Source organism: Lentzea flaviverrucosa, from assembly GCF_003350445.1.
Taxonomy (GTDB): Bacteria; Actinomycetota; Actinomycetes; order Mycobacteriales; family Pseudonocardiaceae; genus Lentzea; species Lentzea californiensis.
The window spans coordinates 109,638-130,371 of sequence record NZ_QQAU01000013.1; the positions used below are offsets into that span (position 1 = coordinate 109,638).

The window sequence follows — 20,734 nt, forward strand, 5'->3', positions numbered from 1 at the left end:
GACGGCAGCTAAAACTCTCGTCGGCGAAGCCTGTGGACAAGTCGGAAGCCTGTGGACAGAGCGGGAACCAAATCCGGGGTTCGCACGTTGCGTAAGGAGGAATCGCGCGGAGGAGCGGTAGGCACCGCGTCAGCCCACTGCATACTTGGCGCCCGGCACAGGCCGTTCGACCGGCCCCGCCACCACCGACGAGGTCGGATCGATCCGCTGGGACAGCACGTAGTCCTCGGCCGCCTCAGCCACCCGCCCCAGCCGTTCCAGCACAAAGGCGCGGAGGTATGCAGCACGCGCCGCACCCCAGCCACCGAGCGCGATGCCCCGGCCATAGGCGTCGAGAGCGGCGTCCAGCTGACCACACGAAGCCAGCGCATCGCCCTGCAACGCCCACGTCCTGTCGTCACCCGGACTGAGCTCGGCCAGTTCGGCGGCGTAGCCGGCGGCGCGCTGACCAAGGCCGACGGTGAGGTGCGTACGCATGAGGAACGCGTACAGGGCATAGGCCTCGTCCGCCCACGCCAGCCGGTCCATCTCGGCGGCCGGGGTGATCGACGTCAGCGATTCCAGCGCCCGGCCCAGGAGCCGGTGGGTCTCCACGATGTCGCGCCGCACGAACGGGACCGCGGCGAGCGCGCGGTGCAGGCGTGCCCGGTTCAGCAGGCCGGCGAAGCCGTTCTGCGGCAGCTCGGACGAGGCCTTGATCGCCAGCGCGGCGGCGGCCTGCATCGAGGTGGAGTCGGCGCCGCGGGCGGCGTTGCGGAACACCACGAACAGAGCCAGGTCACGCCGCGTCTCGGGCGGGAGGCCGGACCTGGCGCCGCGCAACGCCATCGCCTCCACGGCGGAGGACGGGAGGTGGCAGCGCAGGACGGCGAGTTGTTCGAGGGCCAGGTCGGGTGAGAGCACGTGCTTGCGCGGGTCGATCACGCTCAGGCCGATCACCTCGGCCGCGCGGTGCGGGTATCCCAGGCGCAGCAACAGATCGCAGGCCAGGCGGCGCTCGGGCATGCGCAACGAGCCGGGCCCGCCCTCTGCCGTGCGCGACGAACCGAGCCCACGTTCCGGCGCATGCCACGAACCGAGCGCGCGGTCAGGCGCACCCGACGAAACAAACCCACGTTTCGGCGCACGCGACGCGCCGTCCCCACGTTCCGGCGCACGCGACGAGCCCAGCGCACGGTCGAGCGAGCGCGACGAGCCAGGCCCACCTTCCGGCGTGCGCGACGAACCGAGCCGACGTTCCGGCGCACGCGACGAACCGAGCCCACTTTCCGGCGCACTCGACGAACCGACCCCACGATCAGGCGCACGCGACGACCCGAGCGCACGCACCGAACCGAGCGCGCGTTCGTGCACGCGCCACCACAGCTCGGACGCCAGGTCGACCGGGAACGTGGTCATGTCCGGGCCCGCGCCGTCGAGGCGGCCCCAGCTGGCGGCGGTCAGCAGGCGCAGCTGGGCGGAGGGCGGCGGTTCGAAACGGGGTACGTCCGCCGACGTACCCGCCACGAACGCGCGCGCCATGGCGTGGGTGATGCGCGCGTGGAGGGCGGACGTCGGCACCGGGGCGGAAAGTCCGGCGTAGACGTGGCAGGCGACGGGGACGCGGGCGGTGCAGAGGGCGCGCAGGCGGGTTGCCAGCGCGCGTGGGCTCTGGTCGGTGCGGTACTGCGGCATCGCGGTCATGCCGGCCTCCCTGGTGTCAGTTCAGCAGTTCCCAGCCGCGCCTGGTCAGGCGGTGGCGGACCGACCGGCCGTTGCGGTGGGTGGACACGAACCCCGCGGTGCGCAGGGCCGTCGCGTGCTGCGACGCGGTGGGCAGGCTGATGCCCACGTGTTTCGCGAGTTCGGTGGTGGTGCGTTCGGAGGTGAGGGCCCGCAGCACGAGGGTGCGGGTGCGGCCGAGCGCTAGTTCCAGGCTGGCGCCGCTCGGCTGGGGTGCTGTGACCGGGTAGAAGAGCAGCGGTTGTGGTTCGGCGAACATCGCCACCGCCGGGCGGGTCAGGCCGTTGAGCACCGGCACGATCAGCATTCCGGTGCCGCGCAGCGAGATCTCGGTGTCCCAGCCCAGTTCCACGTGCAGGGCCGGTGAGGTCCACGAGATCGACGGGTGCAGGTGGCCGAGCAGGTCCCCCAGCCCGCGCGTCACCGCCTGCGACGACCTCAGCCGTACCTCCGCGTCGAACGCCTGGCGTGTCTGCGACCAGTTGGGCCCGAGCAGGTCGCGGAAGCCGGACCGGAACGCCGAGCGCAGGTCCTGGCGTGAGGTCGGGGTGCCGGCCGCGAACGACCGCAGCCACGGTGACGTGGTGCCCAGCATGCTCGCGATCTGGTCGCGCACCCTCGTGGAGGGCACCTCCAGCACCTGGCACACGGCGTCCTCGAAGTCGGGACGCGCCGAGTTGAAGAAGTCCGGGATGAACCGGCCGGGTCTGACCAGTTCGGCCAGCGGGCGGATCTGCGGCAGCAGCAGGCGGTCCCAGTTACCGCTGTGCATCGTGAACACGAGCTCGTACATCGGCAGCGGAGCGGTGGCGAACCGTGTGCGCGCCAGGTCTTCCAACTCGAAGTGAATGGTGAGTCCGCGCCCTTTGGGCACGGGTTCGGACATGACGATCGGCATGTGCTTCCCCCCGGAGTGCAACCACTTCCGAAGGTACGCAGACTTCGTTGTCCGGTGTCAGCGTTGTTCCACTTGACAACGTTCCGTGGACAAACTCAGACAAGCGGCCCGGACTGCTCGGTGAGCTTCAGCAGCAGGTCACGGGTGTGATCGCGTTCTTCGGCCGACTCCTGGCCGCGCCACAGCAGGTCTGCCAGCGTCACTCCGTCGAGTGCACGGGAAATGAGGTCCGCGCGTTGTGGGTGCAGCCCGTCGGAATCGGTTTGCTGCCTCCAGCGGGTCGCGGCGACGTCCAGGCGCTGCTGCAGTTCCGGAACGCCGAGCAGTGCCGTTACGACAGACGGGTGAGACCACAGGTCGTCCGGCACGAAGGTCGCCCTGATGTGCGCGCGGGTCCAGCGGCCGGGTGTGTCCTCCGGTTCGAGCAGGCTTTCGACCGTCGCGTCGTAGTGGTCGAACCACTCCTCGATCAGGCCGACGATCAACGCCTGCTTGCTGCGGAAGTGGTGCAACAGGCCGCCCTTCGAAACGCCCGCTTCCTTGGCTACGGCGTCGAGGCTGACGTTCGGGCCTTGCTCGATCAACGTGCGCGCGGCGGCTGCGAGCACCTCACGGCGGGTGCGGGGCGCGTTGCGCTGCTCTCCGGGCATGGTGATCAACCTATCGTTTGCTTAGCCGACCGTCTGGACGGTACGTTAGTTTACAGACCAGATGGTCGGCTAAGGGGGTTCGTGATGCGGAAGTGGGCAGCGCTGGGCGTGCTCGCGCTCGCGCTGTTGTTGATCGCCGTGGACGGCACGGTGCTGGCTCTCGCGATTCCCGCGTTGCAGCGGGACCTGGGGCCTTCGACCGCGGAGGTGCTGTGGATCGGCGACATCTACTCGTTCGTGCTGGGCGGTCTGCTCATCACGATGGGCACGCTCGGCGACCGGATCGGGCGGAAGAAACTGCTGCTCACGGGCGCGTTCGGGTTCGGTCTCGCCTCGCTGCTGGCCGCCTTCGCCCCGTCCGCGGGCTGGTTGGTCGTGGCCCGCGCCCTGCTCGGCGTGGCGGGCGCGACGATCATGCCGTCCACGCTGTCGATCATCCGCAACCTGTTCACCGATCCCGCCGAGCGCACGCGGGCGGTGGCGATCTGGGCGGCGACGGCGACGGCCGGTGCCGCTCTCGGCCCGCTGGTCGGCGGCGCGCTGCTGGAGCACTTCTGGTGGGGTTCGGTGTTTGTCATCAACCTGCCGGTGATGGCGGCGCTGCTCGTGTTCGGCGCGTGGTGGCTGCCGGAGTCCCGTGACCCGAACCCCGGCCCGTTCGACCTGGTGTCGGCGCTGCTGTCGGCGGCGGGGGTCGTGCCGCTGGTCTACGCGGTCAAGGAGCTCGCCCTGGTCGGCCCGAACTGGACCGCGCTCGGGGCGGGCGGAGCCGGTGTGGCGGGACTGTGGCTGTTCGTGCGGCGGCAGCGGACCTCGGAGCACCCGATGATCGACGTGGCGTTGTTCCGCAAACCGGCGTTCAGCGGTGCGGTGGGTGCCAGCATGATCGCGATCTTCGCGCTGACCGGCCTGGTGTTCTTCCTGTCGCAGTACTTCCAGAACGTGCTGGGCTACTCGCCGCTCGAGGCGGGCCTGCGCGAACTGCCACTGGGTCTCGCCGGGGTGCTGGTCGTCGTGGTCATCGGTCCCGTCGCCCGGCTGCTCGGCAGTGGCCGCGCGATCGCGTTGGGGTTGCTGGTCAGCGCGGGCGGCCTGACGATCGTCGGTTTCTCGTCAGGTTATGGCGCCATCGCGGTGGCGCTGGTGGTCCTCGGAGCAGGGGTGGGCCTGGCGCTCACGCTCACGACGGACGCCGTGGTGTCCGCGGTGCCGGCGGACAAGGCCGGTGCGGCGTCCGCCGTGTCGGAGACGGCCTACGAACTGGGCGCGGCGCTGGGCATCGCGGTGCTCGGGACCGTGCTGTCGGCATGGGCCCGCACGGGCACCTTCACCGAGGCGATGCAGGGGACGGCGCTCGTGGCCGCCGTGCTGCTGGTCGTGGCGTCCTTTGTGGCCTACCGGCTCATTCCGAACGCGGAGCGGACGCCTCGGCCAGCCGTTCGTGCAGGCGCTCCCTGATCTGGTCCGGGGTGTAGGCGGCGCGGCGGCGCTGGTTGCGGGCGACGACCACGCCGCTCGCCGCGACACCCGCGAAAGCGGCCATACCGATCACCTTCCACAGCTTCATGTGCCTAGGCTACTGGCCCATGGCGACAACACTGGACCAAGCCGTGGAGATGACCCGCACCGGCGACGTGTGGGTGTTCCGCGGGCGCAGTGCGGCGGACCGGGCGATCCAGGCCATGACGAACAGCCCGGTCAACCACGTCGGCATGGCGATCGTGATCGACGACATGCCGCCGTTGATGTGGCACGCCGAGCTCGGCAAGTCCTTGAAGGACGTGTGGAGCGGCACGCACCAGCGCGGTGCCCAGCTGCACGACCTGCGCGACGCGGTCGTGACCTGGCACGACAAGTACAAGCAGCGGGCCTGGTTGCGGCAGCTCGACCACGAGGTGACGCGCGAGATGGAGGACGCGGCGCTGCGGACGGTGGCACGTCTCGACGGCACGCCGTTCCCGTCCACCGCCAAGCTCGCCTCGCGGTGGCTGCGCGGGCGGGTTCCGCTGGGGCCCAAGGGCGACGCGACCATCGAGAGCGCGTTCTGCGCGGAGATCGTGGCCGTCACGTACGAGGAGATGGGGCTGCTGCCCAGGCGCAGGCCCAACTGGTACGACCCAGGCCGCTTCTGGAGCGGCGACGACCTCGAGCTGCTGGACGGAGCCAAGCTCCGCAAGGAGGTCGAGATCATCGTGTGAGGGCCGCGCCGACGAGGAGCAGTCGCAGCGTGCGTTCCGTGGCGTCGGTGAGCAGTTCCGCCGTTCTGGCCATCGCGGTGTCCAGGGTGACGGGTGCGGCGATGATGCTGGCGTAGGCGTCGATGCCGGCATCGTGGTTGGCGCGGGCGTTCTCCCCGATCGTGCCGGCGAGCGCGATGACGGGCTTGCCGTGCCTCTTGGCCCGGCGCGCCACCTCCGCGGGCACCTTGCCGTGCGGGGTCTGGCCGTCGATGGCGCCTTCCGCGGTGATCACCAGGTCGGCGTCCGGCAGGCGGGCGTCGAGGTCGGAGTGCTCCAGGACGACGTCGAAGCGCGGCAGCAGGGTGGCGCCCAGCGCGTGCAGGCCGGCGCCGAGCCCTCCGGACGCGCCGCCGCCCGGCATGGTGCGGACGCCGGGGCCGAGCAGGTCGGCCCAGTTGTCCAGAGCGTCGCTGAGCAGGTCGACCTGGTCGGGTGTCGCGCCCTTCTGCGGACCGAACACCCTTGCCACGCCACGGTCTCCGCACAGGAGGTTGTGCTGGTTGCAGGCCACGGTGATCTCGGCCTTGTCGAGCCTCGGGTCCACTTCGGACAGGTCGAGCGCGGTGGCTCCGGCCAGTGCCGCTCCCCCGCGTCCGATCTCGCGGCCGTGCGCGTCGGTGATGCGGGCTCCCAGTGCCTGCAACGCGCCCGCGCCGCCGTCCGACGTGCCGGAGTCGCCGCACCCGACCAGGATCCGGTCGACGCCGAGGTCCAGCGCCGCGCGGATGAGCTCGCCGACGCCGTACGTGGTGGTCGTCGCCGGGTCGCGGTGGTTCTTCGGGACGAGCCGCAACCCCGCCGCCGCGGCCATCTCGACCACGGCCGTGCGGGGACCGGGACCGCCGAGCAACGCGAAGTGGGACGGGATCTCCTCGCCGACCGGCCCGGTGACGAGCGCGGGGACGAGGGTGCCGCCGGTGGCTTCGGCGAGCGCTCGGGCCGAGCCTTCGCCGCCGTCCACGAGCGGTGCCTTGTCCACGATGGCGCCGGGCACGACGCGGTAGATGCCTCGTGCGATCGCGTCGGCGACGTCGCAGGCGTCCAGGGACTCCTTGAAACCGCTGGGAGCTACCAGGAAACGCATCGGTGACCTCATTTCAGTGGCAGGCCGAGGTGCGGCCAGAGGAGAACGGCGCAGGCGAGCACGAGTGCGCCGGTGATCGGCGCCAGGACCGCGGCGAGCTTGAGCAGGTCCCGCGGCCGGTAGGCGCCGGCGAAGAGGGCGACCGGTTTCGCGGACGCCGTGGTGGTGTGGCAGAAACCGGCGGCCGCGGTGGAGGCGAACGCCAGCGCGGCGGGGTTCATGCCCGCCGCCGCGGCGAGCGGGATGACGATCGGCACCAGGACCGAGGAGCGGGCCGAGCGGGACTGGATGAGGAGGTGCGCGAGGAGGCTCACCGCGATCACGGTCGGCAGCAGGTGCGACGGGCTGATCAGGGTGGCGACGGTGTGGGCGGCGCCGGAGCTGACCAGGGCCGAGCCGAGCATCGTGGTGGCGGCCATGAACAGCAGCAGCGACCACGGGATGTCGGCGAACGCGGCTTTGAGCGTCGTGGTGCCGAGGCGTGGCGCGGTGATGGCGACGGCACCGGCGAGGGCGGTGACCTCGGGCGGGACGTGGTGCCAGGACTCGGTGAGCCACCCCACCGAGACGACGCCGACGATGGCCAGCGAAGTGATCTCCGGCCTGGTGAGCGCCGAAAACTGTCGGTGCTGTCTGGGAGAATTAGAACAGGGGTCCCCTGGGAGGGGACCCTCGCTCCGCGCTGCGAAACGGACCGTGGGCTCGTCGCTCACGTCCAGCGGCTCCACGCGGCCCGCCAACGGCTCCACGCGGCCCGCCAACGCTTCCGCGCGGTCCGCACGGGTCGTGAACAGCCACAACACCACCTCGGCCGTCACGTGCGCGCTGACCACCGCGAGCGGGAGCCCGAGCAGCATCCACTGCCCGAACCCGATCCCCTGCCCCGTCGCCTGCTCCAGCAACGCGCTGGTGATCAGGTGCGCGCCCGCCCCCACGAGCGTCGCCACCGCGGTCAGCAGGATCACCGACGGGAACAGCACCCCGAGCGCCCGCGACACCCGCGCGTTCACCCGCAGTGCCCGGTGGACCGGCAGGGCCAGGGCGGCACGGCCCGAGGTGGACGGCACGAAGAACGCCGTGAGCAGCAACGCGAACGCGGTCAGGTGCATCAGCCCGCGCACCGAACGGGCACGCCCCACCAGCGAGCTGGCGAGGCGTGCGGGCAGGCCCGACGCCGACACCCCGGCGGCCAGCACGAAGGCCGCGATGAGCAGCCACGTCGTCGAACCGCCCAGCACCGCCAGTGCCGAGGCGGGCAGGACGCCGGACAGCAGCAGGGCCACGACGGCGGCGAGGGCGACGAACGTGTCGTCCAGCGGTGTGCACGTCCACAGCACCACCGCCACCGCGAAGACCACCAGCGTCAGGATCACGAGAACGATCCTGCGCGGCCACCCTGACCCCCGGGTGAGGCCCGGATGAAGGAGCTTTCATCTACACCAAGCGATACCCCATGCCGCGCACCGTCTCCAGCCGCTCCGCCCCGACCTTGCGCCGCAACGACCGCACGTACACGTCGACCACGTTGGACCCGGGGTCGAAGTCGTACCCCCACACGTGGGACAGGATCTGCTCGCGCACCAGCACCTGCCCCGGATGCCGCAGGAACAGCTCCAGCAGGGCGAACTCACGGGCGGTGAGGTCGACCGAGCCGGACGGCAGCACGGCCTGGCGGGTGCGCAGGTCCAGCGACAGCGAACCGGCGGTGAGCACGGTGGCCTCCGGCACGCCGGGCGGGCGCAGGCGGAGCCGGACGCGCGCCAGCAGTTCCTCGAAGCGGAACGGCTTGGTCATGTAGTCGTCGGCGCCGCCGGACAACCCCGCCACGGTGTCGTGCACGGAGTCGCGGGCGGTCAGGATGATCACCGGGGTGGCCACGCCCTGCTCGCGCAGGGCCTTCAGGACCGAGAAGCCGTCGAGGTCGGGCAGGCCGATGTCCAGCACCACCAGGTCGAACGAGGCTGCCCACGACAGCGCGTCCGCCCCGGAGGCCACGACGGAGGTGGTAAAACCGTTGGCCCGCAAGCCTTTCTCCACGAACGAGGCGATGCGCGCCTCGTCCTCGACGATCAAGATCCGGCCGGTCATCGGGGCACCTCCACCACGAACGTCGCGCCCTCGCCCGCCACCGACCGCACCCGCACCGCGCCTCCGTGGGCTTCGGCGATGGCTTTCACGATCGGCAGGCCGAGGCCGGTGGACCGGGAGAAGAGCAACGACTCGTCGCTCACGCCGGGCCCGGAGTCGGCTATCCAGAACGAGACCACGGAGTCCACAGAGGATCCGAAACGGATGGTCGCACCCGAGGTGGTGTGGCGGACGGCGTTCGAGGCGAGCTGCAGAACGGCCTGGGTGACGCGTTGCGGGTCCAGCACGGCCTCGCCTTCCGCGATCGAGTCGAGCACCCAGCGGCGGCCGCCGAGAGCGCGCAGGTGGGCGTCGATGTCGCTGGTGAGCTCCGGGAGGCTCACGGTGACGGGACGCAGGAAGTCGGGGCGTCCGGACTTGACGAGCAGCAGCAGGTCCTCGACCAGGCGGGCCATGCGGTCGAGCTCGTCGGTGCACAGCCGCACCACTTCAGCGCGCTCCTGCGGCGAGTCGCCGAGCAGTTCCAGGTGGCCGCGCACGATGGTGATCGGGGTGCGCAGCTCGTGGGAGGCGTCGTCGAGGAACTGGCGCTGCAGGCGGAACGAGCGGTCGAGGCGGTCGAGCATCGAGTTGAACTGCTTCGCCAGTGCCGCCACGTCGTCGTTGCCCGACACCGGGATGCGGCGGGTGAGGTCGTCCTCGGTGATCTCGGCGGCGGCCTGGCGGACCACGCGGATCGGAGCGAGGACCACCCCGGCCACGAACCACGCGATCAGCGCGGCGATCAGCAGGCCGGCCAGTGACACCAGGACCAGAACGCGCACCGTCGAGTGCACCGGTGCCCGCACGCCGTCCTCGAAGTAGCCGGTGACGAACCACATCTCCTGCGGCGCGGCCGTGTGCACCTTCGCCCACCGGAACGGCCCGGCCGGGGTGGCCGCGACGCCCCACGGCGCACCGGAGGACGTGATCGCGCCCAGCACGGCGCGGTCGTGCTCCAGCGCATAGGTCACCTCGGAGCGCTGCACCAGCACTCGGCCGGACAGCACGGCCAGGTGGAGCTCGTGCTCGTCCGGGTACTGCAGGCGCAGGTGGGACTCGGCGACGGCGCCGGCGTCACCGGCGTGGGTCTCCGCGTAGGCGCCGAACTCGGTGGTCTCCTGCTCCAGGGCGCGGTTGACGCGGTCGTCGACGTCGACGAGCAGCAGGCGCCACACCACGACCACGACGGTCGCGAGGACGAGCGTCATCAGGCCGAGGAGCCAGCACATGATCTTCATGCGTGCGGGCACGTCAGTCGTCCTCGTCGTCGTCATCACCCGGCGGTGGCGGCGGCAGCACCGACCCCGGAGTGGGTAGCACCGGCCCGGGAGTGGGCACCACCGAGGAGGTCGTCGGCGGAGCGGAGCGTCCTATCCGCACTTCCGGCGTGCGCACGTCAGGCGGTACCGGCCGCACCACGGTCAGCACGAGCAGCACCGCCGCGAGCGCGCACGCCACGCTGAGCACGGCCACGAGGACCGTGCCGGTGCGGGCGGACGGCAGCATGCGACCGAGCCTGCCGTCCCTCGCGAAGTGCCGCATGAGACCAAGATGAAGATCTCTTCATCTGTCCGCAAATCGACTGATAACCATCAGCCCCTTGACCGGGATCGTGCGGACCAACACGATGAGAGCGGTCCCACACCCAGGAGCTGACAACGATGTCACGACTGCTCGTACTCGTGCTCGCCCTGCTGTTGCCCGCCGTGCCCGCGACGGCCGCGCCGACCGGCTGGACCGTGGCCGGACCGGGGCAGGTCACCGCGAGACTGTCCTTGAACAGCGGAAACCTGACTCTGGACGTGAGCAGGCAGGGTAGAACCGTGCTCAAGCCGGCGCGCGTCGGCCTCACCACGACCACCGCGGATCTCACCGAGGGCCTGACGTTCACGGGGCGCAGTGACCGCGTTGTCATCGATCACTACACGATGCCCCACGGCAAACGGCTGCACCGTTCCGCCCGCATGACCGAGGCGAGGTTCGGCTTCCGCAACGCCGCCGGCAGCTTCGACCTGGTCGTGCGCGCCGCGGCGGACGGCGTCGCCTACCGCTACGTGCTGCCCGCGCCGGCGACGGTCACGGCGGAGGCGTCCGCCTTCAGCGTCGCCGCCGACTCCAAGGCGTGGCTGCTCCCCTACAACGCCTGGTACGAGGCCAACCGCGTGCGCACGACCGCGGGTGAGGCCACCGGCGACTTCGGCTACCCGTCGCTGTTCCAGACGGGGCAGGACTTCGCGCTGCTCACCGAGTCCGATGTGGACGGCGGGTACGCGGGCAGCAGGTTGCGCAAGAGCGGCGACGGTTTCCAGGTCGTGCTGGCAGACGCGCAGGTCGCCTCGACCGGCACGACCCCGTGGCGCACCGCGATCGTCGGCGACCTGGGCACCGTGAGCACGTCCACGCTGGTGGACGACCTGGCGAGCCCGGCGAAGTTCGCGGACGTGAGCTGGGTCAGGCCGGGCAAGGTCGCCTGGTCGTGGCTGAGCGAGCACTCCAGCCCCAGCGACTTCGCGCGGCAGAAGCAGTACGTCGACTTCGCCGCCCGCAACGGCTGGGAGTACGCGCTGGTCGACGAGGGCTGGAGCGCCGCGTGGGTGCCGGAGCTCATCCGCCACGCCCGCGCGCAGGGCGTGGAGATCCTGCTGTGGCTGCACTGGAGCGATCTGGACACGGCGCAGGAACGCGACACCGTGCTGCCCAGGATCAAGCAGTGGGGCGCGAAGGGCGTCAAGCTCGACTTCATGGAGTCCGACTCGCAGGAGCGTTACCGCTGGTACGACGCGGTGCTGCAGAAGACGGCCGACTTGAAGCTGATGGTCAACTTCCACGGTTCCACCATCCCGCACGGCCTCGCGCGCACGTGGCCGCACGTGCTCACGATGGAGGCCGTGCGCGGCGCCGAGAACTACCCGCCCGCCGCGAACAACCCCGTGCAGTTCTTCACCCGCAACGTCGCTGGCTCGATGGACTACACGCCCGTGTCGCTCGAAGTCGGCACGAAGGAGGCGTCGATCGCGCACGAGGTCGCGCTGCCGGTCGTCTACGAGTCGGGCTGGACGCACTTCGCGGACAAGCCCGAGGCCTACGAACGGCATCCGCAGGCGTTGCGCTACCTCGACCAGGTCCCGACGGTCTGGGACGAGAGCCGCCTGCTCGACGGCGACCCCGACTCGCACGCGGTGGTCGCACGCCGCAACGGCGACAGGTGGTTCGTCGGCGGCATCGCCACCCAGGAACGCACGCTGCGGGCGCCGCTGAGTTTCGCCGGCGGCGGTCAGTGGCTGGTCGAGACCGTGCGCGACCCCGCCACCAGGGCCGACGTCGTGCGCGACACGCAGGTCCTGCGCAACACCGACACCCTGAGCGTGGCCGCGAAGCGCAACGGCGGGTTCGCGGCGGTCGTCTGCCGCTACCGGCCCGGCCTGCGGACGTGCGACCAGCCGATCCGCCAGGTCCCGAAGACCACGCTGACCGTCGGGCCCACCGGCACGACCGACACCCCGGCGGGTACGGCGATCGAGGTCTCCGGCACGTTCACCAACGGCGACAAGGAGATCCGCGACGTCAGGCTGACGGCGACCGCGCCCGAGGGCTGGTCCGTCACGGGTGCCGCGGTCCAGCGCCGCACGCTCGCGCCGGGCGAGTCGGTCAGCGGGCGCTGGCGGCTCACCGCCGGAACGCGGGTCGGCCCGGTGGACCTGCCGGTCGTCGCCACCTTCGGTTCCGGTGTGCACGTCGAGCAGGCCGTCAAGGCGTTCGTCCCTCCCCCGGTACCGGGCAACGGCGCGCAGGTCAGCGATCTGCCGTTCATGAGCGAGACCAACGGCTGGGGCCCGGTCGAGCGGGACAGGTCCAACGGCGAGAACACCGGCGGTGACGGCGCGCCGTTGACCATCGGCGGCGTCACCTACGCCAAGGGCCTCGGCACGCACGCGCCGTCCGAGGTCTCGGTCTACCTGGGCCGAGGCTGCGAACGGATCGCGGCGAAGATCGGCCTCGACGACGAGACCGAACAGCCCGGCTCGGTGGTGTTCCAGGTGTTCGGCGACGACAAACCCCTGTACGACAGCGGAGTCATCAGCGGCAAGGGCGCGGCTGTCCCGATCGACGTCGACGTCAGCGGTGTCCGGATGCTCAGCCTCCGCGTCACCGACGGCGGCGACGGCCGCAACTTCGACCACGCCGACTGGGCGGAGGCAGCCCTGACATGCTGATCAACCGCAGAACGTTCCTCTACGCCACGGGTGTGCTGACAGTCGCGCCGAAAGTCTCGGTAGCACAACTGAAGGACACCTACTACGAGGTGCTGCTCAGGCACACGAGGTGGGCCGAGACGCAGTACGACGCCACAGCAGGGCGCTACCGGCGCACCGACTTCGGGTTCGCGGTCGTGCTCGGCAACGCCGTCCTGCTCACCAGGGGCAGTTACGACGCGGCACTGGCGGGCGTCGAGAAGAACGTCCTGCGCGACCACACGCTCGCCACGATCAGGCACTTCGCGGCGAGCAACGTGCTGGCGGGCGGCACGGAGTGGGGCAAGACCCTGTTCTGGGACACCACCTTCCAGTCCTACTTCGTGCTGGCCGCCCGGCTGCTCTGGCCGGACCTCGACGCGGCCACCCGCGCGAACGTCGAGGCGATCGCCCGCGGCCAGGCCGAGTACACGACGTCGCTCGGCACCGGCAACGATCCGCGCTCCGGCAGCTGGACGCCCAACGGGCTCGTCGGCGGTCACCGGGGCGACACGAAGCTGGAGGAGATGGGCGTCTACGCCCAGGCACTCGCGCCCGGCCTGGCCTGGCACGGCGACGGACCGGGCTGGCGGGAGGCGTTCTGCCGGTGGAGCCGCAACGAGGCGGGCCTTCCCGCCGCCGACCTCGCCAACCCCTCCACAGTGGACGGTGTGCCGATCTCCGCCAACACGGCGACCAACCTGCACGACACGTTCATCGTCGAGAACCACGGGTCGTTCGGCCCGCACTACCAGGAAGAGCTCTGGCGCACGTCGGGCCGCAACGCCGTGCACTTCCTGCTCGCCGGACGACCGTTGCCCGAGGTGCTGACCAGGCAACCCAACGGAGAACTGTTGTGGCGCACCATCCTCGCCACGATGAGCGACGCCGGCGAGCCGCTGATGCCGATGGTCAACGACCGGGAGCACCTCTACGGCCGTGACGTCATCCCGCTCGCGTTCCGCTCCACCGTCCTGCGCGACCCGATGGCCGCCCGCGCCGAGGCCGCGCTCGCGTCCCGGCTGCTCGCCTACCAGGCACATCCGCCGATCCACCGGCTGGCGAAGTTCTCCGGTGAGGCCAAGTACGAGCCGGAGGCACGCGCGGAGCTCGCGATCTCCTATCTGCTGCACGAACTGCGCCCGCCCGCGAAACCGGTGTCCGAGCAGGAGTTCTTCACCCGCGCGGCGATCACGATCGACCACGGCGCCGACCCCGGTCTGCTGACGCACCAGTCGGCGGCGGCCTGGGCGGGCACGGTGACCAAGCCGGGGTTCACGAAGCTCGCGTGGCAGCCGGCGCACGACGACTGGCTGTTCAAGATCAGCGGTGCGACCCCGGTGCTGCTGCCGCCCGCGACCGTCACCGGGCGCAACGCCGTTGCCTACCAGCAGGTGCGCGACGGTTTCGACGCGACGGCGAGCCTGCTGCGGTTCGCGGACGGGTTCGCCGGCACCGCCACCCTGCCGACCGGCACGATCGTGTGCGCGCTGCCCCGCCCCGGCCGGGTCGACGTGCACAACCTCGCGATGCCCGGGATGCCCGGCCTGAGCGGTTCCCGCACCTACACCGGAGCGGCGGGACGCGTCACGGTCCCGGCACGCGAGGGGTTCCGGGTCGACGACCTGACGTTCCCGGCGACGACGGCCCGCCACGTCCGCATGACCGGCGTCACCCCGCACCCCACCTACGGCTACTCGCTGTTCGAGTTCGAGGTAGGTCCGGGGACGGTGACGGCGTCGTCGTTCGACCCCGGCTACGAACCGGCGAAGGCGGTCGACGGCGATCCGGCCACGCGCTGGGCGGTCGCCCGCGCCGAACGCGGCCGCGCGGACAGCTGGATCGCCGTCGACCTCGGCACCGCCACGACCGTGGACCGCGTGCGCCTGCGTTGGGAGACAGCGGCCGCGGGCGCCTACCGCGTCGAGACCTCGACGGACGGCGCCGCGTGGACGACGGTGGCCACGTACCCGCGCCCGGACCTCGGCACCGCGGGCTGGCTCGACGTGGACGGCCGGGCCGGGTTCGTCGCGCGGTCGGCCGGGCCGATCACCGTGCAGGGCGACACGATCACCGTGCCGGCCGGGATCGTGGAGGGGTACGTCCGGGCGGACCTGCGCGAGATCGCGGCGGAACCGGCGCCGCAGTGCCCCGAGGGAGTGCGCGCGAGCACCGCGGACGGGTTCCTCAGCCTCTTCAACCTCTCCGGCGCCGACGTCACCGGAACCGTCCGCCTGCGCGGCTTCCGGCTGTACCGGGGCACGCAGATCACGACGCGCGACGGCACCGAGTACGCGCTCAGCCTGCCCGCCGCCACCGCACGGGTCGAGGCGCCGTGGTTCAGCGCACGGGGCATCCCGCCGGGCATCACCGCCGTCGTGCACGACGCGCAGCGGGTCACGTTCCGCGGCGGCCCGGCGATGTTCGTGCTGGTCCACCGCGACGGCCGCAGCCTGCCGGTCGTGCTGGGCCGTGCCGAGCGCACGGTGAGCATGCCGGGCGTCCGGCCGTTCCCCATCAACGACCTCGCGCTCGGGCGTGTCACGTTCCCGAACTCCGTGCTGCCGCCCGGCATGAGCGACCCCGCCGCCGCTGTGGACGGTGAGCAGCACACCGCGTGGACACCGGGCCGTGACGGCCGCATGGTGGTCGACCTCGGCGCCGTGCACGCCATCGGCGACGTCACTCTGCAGTGGACGCACCGAACGCCACCGCCGCACACGGTCACGTACAGCGTGGACGGCAAGGCCTACGGGGAAGCTCGATCCGCCCGCTACGTCGCGGTGTCGACTCAATGGCGACCAGGTCACGCAACGTTGCGGAGCATCGTGGTGACTTCCGGCGGGTGACGCGGGTTTAACCGGCGCACGCCAGGCAAACCGAGAACATGTTCGAAGGAATGCGTTCTGGCACGCGGGAAAGCATCGTCCGCGCGGTGTGGAGCGTGCCGAAGCTGCTGCGGCACCCGGTGTGGGGCGGCGCTGACCGGGGCCACGGCAAAGGTCTGGGCGTCGTCCTCGCGCCCGGCTTCGGCGTGGGAGACATGAGCCTCCTACCGGTCGCGTCGTGGTTGCGCGCCCGTGGCTACCTGCCGACGAGCGCGGGTCTCGGGTTCACCGTGGGCTGCACCACCGACCTGCTCGCGAAACTCCTGCGCAACACCGAAGAGCATGCCGAGCGCACCGGACGTCCGGTGGTGCTGCTCGGCCAGAGCCGCGGCGGCTGGCTCGGTCGGCTCGCCGCCGCCCGGCGCCCCGACCTGGTGCACGGCCTGGTGATGATGGGCAGCCCAGTGCTCGACCCGATGGGCGTCCGCCCCAGCCTCATGCGCTCCGTCCGATTCCTCACCCGTCTCGCCGCCGCGGGTGTGCCCGGACTGCTCGATGACGACTGCCTGCGCGGGCCGTGCTTCGACGAGCACATCAAGGCGCTCGCTGAGCCGTTGCGCGTTCCCGCGATCTCCATCTTCTCGCGTTCGGATGGCGTCGTGCCGTGGGAGCTGTGCCAGGACCCTTGCGCCGAGTGCGTCGAGGTGCGCAGCACGCACACCAGTATGGGGTTCGACCCCGACGTCTATGAGGTGCTCCGCCTCCGGCTCGCGGCCTGGGCTCAGGAGATCGGCACGATCCGGGCGTCGAGCAGGACTCCGTCGGCGACGTCCAGCAGCCCGATCGTGCCGTGCGGCTGACGCCGTTTGTCCGTGGGCGAGCCGGGGTTGAACACGCGGACGCCGTCCTGCTGCTCGTCCCACGGGATGTGCGAGTGCCCGAACACGACGAGCCGGGCGGCGGGGAACCGGCGGCGCATCCTCGCCATCCGGCCGGTCTTCTGGCCGCTGTCGTGGATCATCGCGAACGGCAGGCCCTCGATGTCGGACTCGACCACGTCCGGCGCGCCCCACGCCACCACGTCCGGGCCGTCGTTGTTGCCGCACACGGCGACGACGGGCGCGTACTGCGCCAGCTCGTCCAGTACGGGAGCGACGCAGACGTCCCCGCCGTGCAGGATCAGGTCGGCTGACCGCAGGTGCTCGGCCACGGCCGGTGGGCACCGCTTCCAGAACCGCGGCGCGTGGGTGTCGGACAGCACCACGACTCTCACGCCCATGACGGTAGCAAGAGCGGGTGACGAAGGCCGATCGACGAGTAACAGTGGCGTGTGGCGGGTACTTGACCTGCATGGCGAGGGCGATCTGGAGCGGTTCTGTCAGTTTTGGACTCGTGAGCATCCCGGTGGAGCTGTACAGCGCCACCGAGGACCACACCGTGCACTTCAACCAGTTCCAGCGCGGCACTTCCGACCGCATCCGGTACAAGCGCGTCAACGAGCGCACCGGCCGTGAGGTCCCCTACGACAAGATCGTGAAGGGGCACGAGGTCGAGAACGGCGAGTACGTGGTCGTGGAGCCCGAGGAACTGGACGAGATCGCGCCGGGCCGCAGCCGCACCCTCGACATCGAGGCGTTCGTGGACATCGACGAGATCGACCCGGTGCACTTCCAGAAGACCTACTGGCTAGGGCCGGCCAAGCCCGAGTTCTCCCGCCCGTACCTGCTGCTGGCGCAGGCGATGAAGAAGACGAACCGCGCGGGCATCGCGATGTTCGTCATGCGCGGCAAGCAGTACCTGACCGCACTCACCGAGGACAAGGGCATCCTCGCCGTGCACACGCTGTTCTTCGCCGACGAGATCCGCAAGCCCAAGGACGTGCTGGACGTGACGCCGGAGGGCCGGGCGCCGCGCGGCAAGGAGCTCGACATGGCGGTGTCGCTGGTCGAGTCCATGGCCGACGACTGGCGGCCCAAGGACTACCGCGACACCTACACCGAGCGTGTCAACAAGCTGATCAAGGCCAAGCAGAAGGGCCGCAAGGTCAAGGTCGAGGACGAGCCCGCGGCGGCAACCGGGGTCGTGGACCTCATGGAGGCGTTGCAGCGCAGCGTCGAGGCGAGCAAGAAGAAGCGCGGCAAGAAGGTCAGCTGACCACGAGCGCCGTCGCGTTGTCGGTGCCGCGCGCGTACAGCGCCGCACGCACCAGACGCTCCGCCGTGGCGTGCCCCGACATGATCGCCTCGATCCCGTTGTGCCCCAACGGCCCGTAGACGCCGTCGGACACGAGGACGAGCTGGGGAGCCCGTGTCGCCGCACGGCCGATGTTCTCCGGCGTCGCGTGGCGGACGGTGTTGGTGACGACGTGCTCCAGCCGCGGTTCGGGCTTGATGCCGCGCTCGCGGAAGTACTCGGCGACCGTGTGGTCGGTGGTGAGCTGGACGAGGTCCGAGCCGTCGGAGGCGTACGCGCGGGCGTCGCCTGCCCACGCCACGGTGAAACCGCCGTCCGGGCGGGCCGTGGCCACGACGACCACGGCGTCACCCGAGTGCACCTGGAGGGCGTCGCGGGCGGCGAGGATCGCGGCGACCGGGTCCGCCAGCAGCGCCGCGGCACGTGCGGCGGCCCACGCGGCTTCGGCGGCGGCCGCGGAGTCACCCACCCCGTCGGCGACCACGAACGTGCGGCGGCCCACGGCGAAGGCATCGGCGTTGTACCTGCGCGGTCCACGGTCCGACGAGTGGGTCGCGGTGAGCTCGGTGCCCAGCGGAACCGTGTCCAGCGGCCTGGTGTGATCGATCAGCATGGCGGACCTCCCTGACCTCCACTAAGCCCTGTCCGCCTAGGAGTCTGCTGTCAGGACCCTGAGAAATTCTCTAGAACTTCGCCGCCCTGCGAAACCGGTCCGCCGCCCGGAGCAACGCGGCGGACAGCTCCGGCGGGGAGACGACCTCGAACTCGACGGTGATGCTCGCGAGCATGAACACCACGTCGTCCATCGTCTCGCCTCCGACCCGCACGTGGCACGAGGTTTCGTCCACAGCCGAAACCTCGCCGTAGCTCTGCCACCCCACGGCCTCCGAGGCGGGCACGCTCAGTCGTACGACGCCCTGCACCGGCCACCGATCGGCCACGCGCGCCGCCACGAACGCCCCCGCGTCACCGCCCGGGATCTCACGGGGCGTGAAACGGGCACCGAACGGAGTCCGCACGTTCATCCGATCGAGTCGAAAAGTGCGCCAGTCCTCCCGCAGCAGGTCCCAGGCGACCAGGTACCAGCGGCGGCCCCACGTCACGAGCCGGTGCGGCTCGGCCTCGCGCTGCGACTCCTCCCCCGAGTGCCCGGCGTAGCCGAACCGGATCCGCTGCCGGTCGCGGCAGGCCGTCCCGACCAGGGTCAGCAGCCCGGCGTCGACCGCGGCGGGCGCCGAGGTGTGCGGCACCGTCGCGATCTCCAGCGCCGCGACCCGGTGCCGCAGCGCGGAAGGCAGCACCTGCTCGACCTTCAGCAACGCGCGCACGGCCGTCTCACCGATGTTCTCGATACCGCTCGCGGTCCGCAGCCCGACCGCCACGGCCACGGCTTCGTCGTCGTCCAGCAGCAACGGCGGCAACCGCGCGCCCGGCCCGAGCCGGTAACCGCCGCCGGACGTGCCCATCGAGGCGTGCACCGGGTAGTCCAGCGAACGAAGCCGGTCGACGTCACGGCGGACCGTGCGCGTGGTGACGCCCAACCGGTCCGCAAGCTCCGAACCGGACCACTCACGGCGCGACTGCAGCAGACCGAGCAACTTCAGCAAACGAGCAGAGGCCACTGTAGGACCATAACTGTCCTATAGGGGTCATAGCGTCGCCGACATGAAGCCGTTCGAGATCACCATCCCCCAGTCCGACGTCGACGACCTGCACCGCCGCCTCGACCAGACGCGCTGGCCCAGCGAACCGGCGGGCGCGAGCTGGGCGCAGGGCACACCCCAGGACCGCCTCCGGAAGCTCGTGGCCCACTGGCGCGACTTCGACTGGCGCGAGCGGGAACGGCGGCTCAACAAGATCCCGCAGTTCGTCACCGAGATCGACGGCACCCCGCTGCACTTCCTCCACGTGCGCAGCCCCAAGGCGAACGCCGAGCCGCTGCTGCTCATCCACGGCTGGCCGACGACGTGCTTCGCGTTCGAGGAGATGCTCGAACCGCTCAGCCGCGACTTCCACCTCGTGATCCCGTCCGTGCCGGGCTTCGGGTTCTCCGGCCCCACCGCGGAGCTCGGCTGGACCATCCCGCGCGTGGCCGATGTGGTCGCCGAGCTCATGCGACGCCTGGGCTACGACCGCTACCTCGCGCACGGCTACGACTTCGGCGCCATGCTCACCCGCCAGCTCGGGATGCGGGACGAGGTGAAGGCCGTGCACGTCAACCAGATCTTCTCCGCCGGTGTCACCCAGGAGACGGCGGACATGAGCGTCGACGCCGAGCGGCGGTCAGTGGAAAAGGCTTTCCAGTACGAGTACGAACAGTTCGGGTACGTGTCGATGCAGAGCACCCGGCCGCAGTCGGTCGCGCACGCGCTCACCGACTCGCCGCTCGCCCAGCTCGAGTGGATCGAATGGGCGTTCCACACGTGGAGCGACCCGGAGATCGGGGTACCCCTCGACGCGCTGCTGACGAACGCGTCGATCTTCTGGTTCACCCGGACCGCGGGCTCGTCGGCGCGGTACTACCAGGAGGGGGACGAGACGTGGGGCGAGCTGGAGCCGATGTCCGCGACACCGACGTCGGTCGCGCTGTTCCCGCACGACGTGGGGGTGCCGATCCGGCGGATGGCCGAACGCAACCACACCATCGTGCGGTGGACCGAAATGCCGCGGGGCGGGCACTTCGCCGCGCTGGAGGTGCCGGAGCTGATGGTCGCGGAACTGCGAGAGGCGTTTCTTTTGTGAGGGTGTCGCCGGAGC

The 20,734-nt window shown here is 70.9% G+C and carries 19 protein-coding genes; 7 read left to right on the forward strand and 12 right to left on the reverse strand.

The genetic code is table 11. The features are described from left to right. Positions 1-129: 129 nt before the first annotated feature. From DFR72_RS32935 to DFR72_RS32945, 3 genes are all read right to left on the reverse strand, one after another. A complete protein-coding gene (locus DFR72_RS32935; protein WP_090070332.1) occupies positions 130-1,683 on the reverse strand; it encodes a tetratricopeptide repeat protein in 1,554 nt (517 codons plus the stop codon). Between the two features lie 16 nt (positions 1,684-1,699). Next, positions 1,700-2,620: an ArsR/SmtB family transcription factor gene (locus tag DFR72_RS32940; protein ID WP_090070330.1), complete on the reverse strand. Its 921-nt coding sequence runs from the start codon at positions 2,618-2,620 to the stop codon at positions 1,700-1,702. A 95-nt stretch (positions 2,621-2,715) separates the two neighbouring features. Beyond that, on the reverse strand, positions 2,716-3,270 hold the full coding sequence (locus tag DFR72_RS32945; protein ID WP_114773847.1) for a TetR/AcrR family transcriptional regulator: 555 nt from the start codon (positions 3,268-3,270) through the stop codon (positions 2,716-2,718). A gap of 84 nt (positions 3,271-3,354) precedes the next feature. On the opposite strand from DFR72_RS32945, the gene DFR72_RS32950 reads away from it, so the two are divergent. Then, complete coding sequence (locus DFR72_RS32950) at positions 3,355-4,728, forward strand: MFS transporter (protein WP_090070519.1); 1,374 nt, start codon at positions 3,355-3,357, stop codon at positions 4,726-4,728. On the opposite strand, the gene DFR72_RS45875 is transcribed toward DFR72_RS32950, so the two are convergent. Next, a complete protein-coding gene (locus DFR72_RS45875; RefSeq protein WP_169745998.1) occupies positions 4,673-4,837 on the reverse strand; it encodes a hypothetical protein in 165 nt (54 codons plus the stop codon). The two genes, DFR72_RS32950 and DFR72_RS45875, sit on opposite strands and share 56 nt — an antisense overlap. A 19-nt stretch (positions 4,838-4,856) precedes the next feature. Between DFR72_RS45875 and DFR72_RS32955 the strand changes: the two genes are divergently transcribed. Continuing rightward, positions 4,857-5,468 carry a hypothetical protein gene (locus tag DFR72_RS32955; RefSeq protein WP_090070326.1) on the forward strand — a complete coding sequence of 204 codons (612 nt, stop codon included), beginning with the start codon at positions 4,857-4,859 and terminating at the stop codon, positions 5,466-5,468. On the opposite strand, the gene DFR72_RS32960 is transcribed toward DFR72_RS32955, so the two are convergent. The 5 genes from DFR72_RS32960 to DFR72_RS32980 all read right to left on the reverse strand — a co-directional run bounded on the left by DFR72_RS32960 (position 5,458) and on the right by DFR72_RS32980 (position 10,266). Beyond that, complete coding sequence (locus DFR72_RS32960) at positions 5,458-6,594, reverse strand: glycerate kinase family protein (protein ID WP_090070325.1); 1,137 nt, start codon at positions 6,592-6,594, stop codon at positions 5,458-5,460. The genes DFR72_RS32955 and DFR72_RS32960 overlap by 11 nt on opposite strands. Positions 6,595-6,602: 8 nt before the next feature. Then, positions 6,603-7,967, reverse strand: a complete 1,365-nt coding sequence (locus tag DFR72_RS32965; protein ID WP_245983720.1) for an SLC13 family permease — start codon at positions 7,965-7,967, stop codon at positions 6,603-6,605. A gap of 61 nt (positions 7,968-8,028) precedes the next feature. Further along, a complete protein-coding gene (locus tag DFR72_RS32970; protein ID WP_090070322.1) occupies positions 8,029-8,682 on the reverse strand; it encodes a response regulator transcription factor in 654 nt (217 codons plus the stop codon). After that, positions 8,679-9,974 carry a sensor histidine kinase gene (locus DFR72_RS32975; RefSeq protein WP_245983721.1) on the reverse strand — a complete coding sequence of 432 codons (1,296 nt, stop codon included), beginning with the start codon at positions 9,972-9,974 and terminating at the stop codon, positions 8,679-8,681. The genes DFR72_RS32970 and DFR72_RS32975 overlap by 4 nt, the downstream gene beginning before the upstream one ends. A 1-nt stretch (position 9,975) precedes the next feature. Further along, a complete protein-coding gene (locus DFR72_RS32980; protein WP_090070321.1) occupies positions 9,976-10,266 on the reverse strand; it encodes a hypothetical protein in 291 nt (96 codons plus the stop codon). Between the two features lie 119 nt (positions 10,267-10,385). On the opposite strand from DFR72_RS32980, the gene DFR72_RS32985 reads away from it, so the two are divergent. The 3 genes from DFR72_RS32985 to DFR72_RS32995 are packed head-to-tail and all read left to right on the forward strand — an operon-like array spanning position 10,386 to position 16,644. Continuing rightward, the gene (locus DFR72_RS32985) at positions 10,386-12,938 is read left to right on the forward strand and encodes an NPCBM/NEW2 domain-containing protein (protein ID WP_090070319.1); all 2,553 of its coding nucleotides are present in this window, start codon (positions 10,386-10,388) and stop codon (positions 12,936-12,938) included. Beyond that, the gene (locus tag DFR72_RS32990; RefSeq protein WP_090070318.1) at positions 12,932-15,805 is read left to right on the forward strand and encodes a discoidin domain-containing protein; all 2,874 of its coding nucleotides are present in this window, start codon (positions 12,932-12,934) and stop codon (positions 15,803-15,805) included. The genes DFR72_RS32985 and DFR72_RS32990 overlap by 7 nt, the downstream gene beginning before the upstream one ends. Before the next feature lie 50 nt (positions 15,806-15,855). Continuing rightward, positions 15,856-16,644 (forward strand): alpha/beta hydrolase, encoded by a 789-nt coding sequence (locus DFR72_RS32995; protein ID WP_090070514.1) that lies wholly within the window; start codon positions 15,856-15,858, stop codon positions 16,642-16,644. On the opposite strand, the gene DFR72_RS33000 is transcribed toward DFR72_RS32995, so the two are convergent. Continuing rightward, complete coding sequence (locus tag DFR72_RS33000) at positions 16,566-17,063, reverse strand: metallophosphoesterase family protein (RefSeq protein WP_245983722.1); 498 nt, start codon at positions 17,061-17,063, stop codon at positions 16,566-16,568. The genes DFR72_RS32995 and DFR72_RS33000 overlap by 79 nt on opposite strands. A gap of 71 nt (positions 17,064-17,134) precedes the next feature. On the opposite strand from DFR72_RS33000, the gene ku reads away from it, so the two are divergent. Continuing rightward, on the forward strand, positions 17,135-17,938 hold the full coding sequence (ku, locus tag DFR72_RS33005) for a non-homologous end joining protein Ku (RefSeq protein ID WP_090070317.1): 804 nt from the start codon (positions 17,135-17,137) through the stop codon (positions 17,936-17,938). On the opposite strand, the gene DFR72_RS33010 is transcribed toward ku, so the two are convergent. Both DFR72_RS33010 and DFR72_RS33015 read right to left on the reverse strand, forming a co-directional pair. Then, on the reverse strand, positions 17,931-18,590 hold the full coding sequence (locus tag DFR72_RS33010) for a PP2C family protein-serine/threonine phosphatase (protein WP_090070316.1): 660 nt from the start codon (positions 18,588-18,590) through the stop codon (positions 17,931-17,933). The genes ku and DFR72_RS33010 overlap by 8 nt on opposite strands. Before the next feature lie 70 nt (positions 18,591-18,660). Next, positions 18,661-19,599: a helix-turn-helix transcriptional regulator gene (locus DFR72_RS33015; protein WP_090070315.1), complete on the reverse strand. Its 939-nt coding sequence runs from the start codon at positions 19,597-19,599 to the stop codon at positions 18,661-18,663. Positions 19,600-19,642: 43 nt separating this feature from the next. On the opposite strand from DFR72_RS33015, the gene DFR72_RS33020 reads away from it, so the two are divergent. Next, positions 19,643-20,719: an epoxide hydrolase family protein gene (locus DFR72_RS33020; protein WP_090070313.1), complete on the forward strand. Its 1,077-nt coding sequence runs from the start codon at positions 19,643-19,645 to the stop codon at positions 20,717-20,719. The last annotated feature ends 15 nt before the right edge of the window (positions 20,720-20,734 follow it).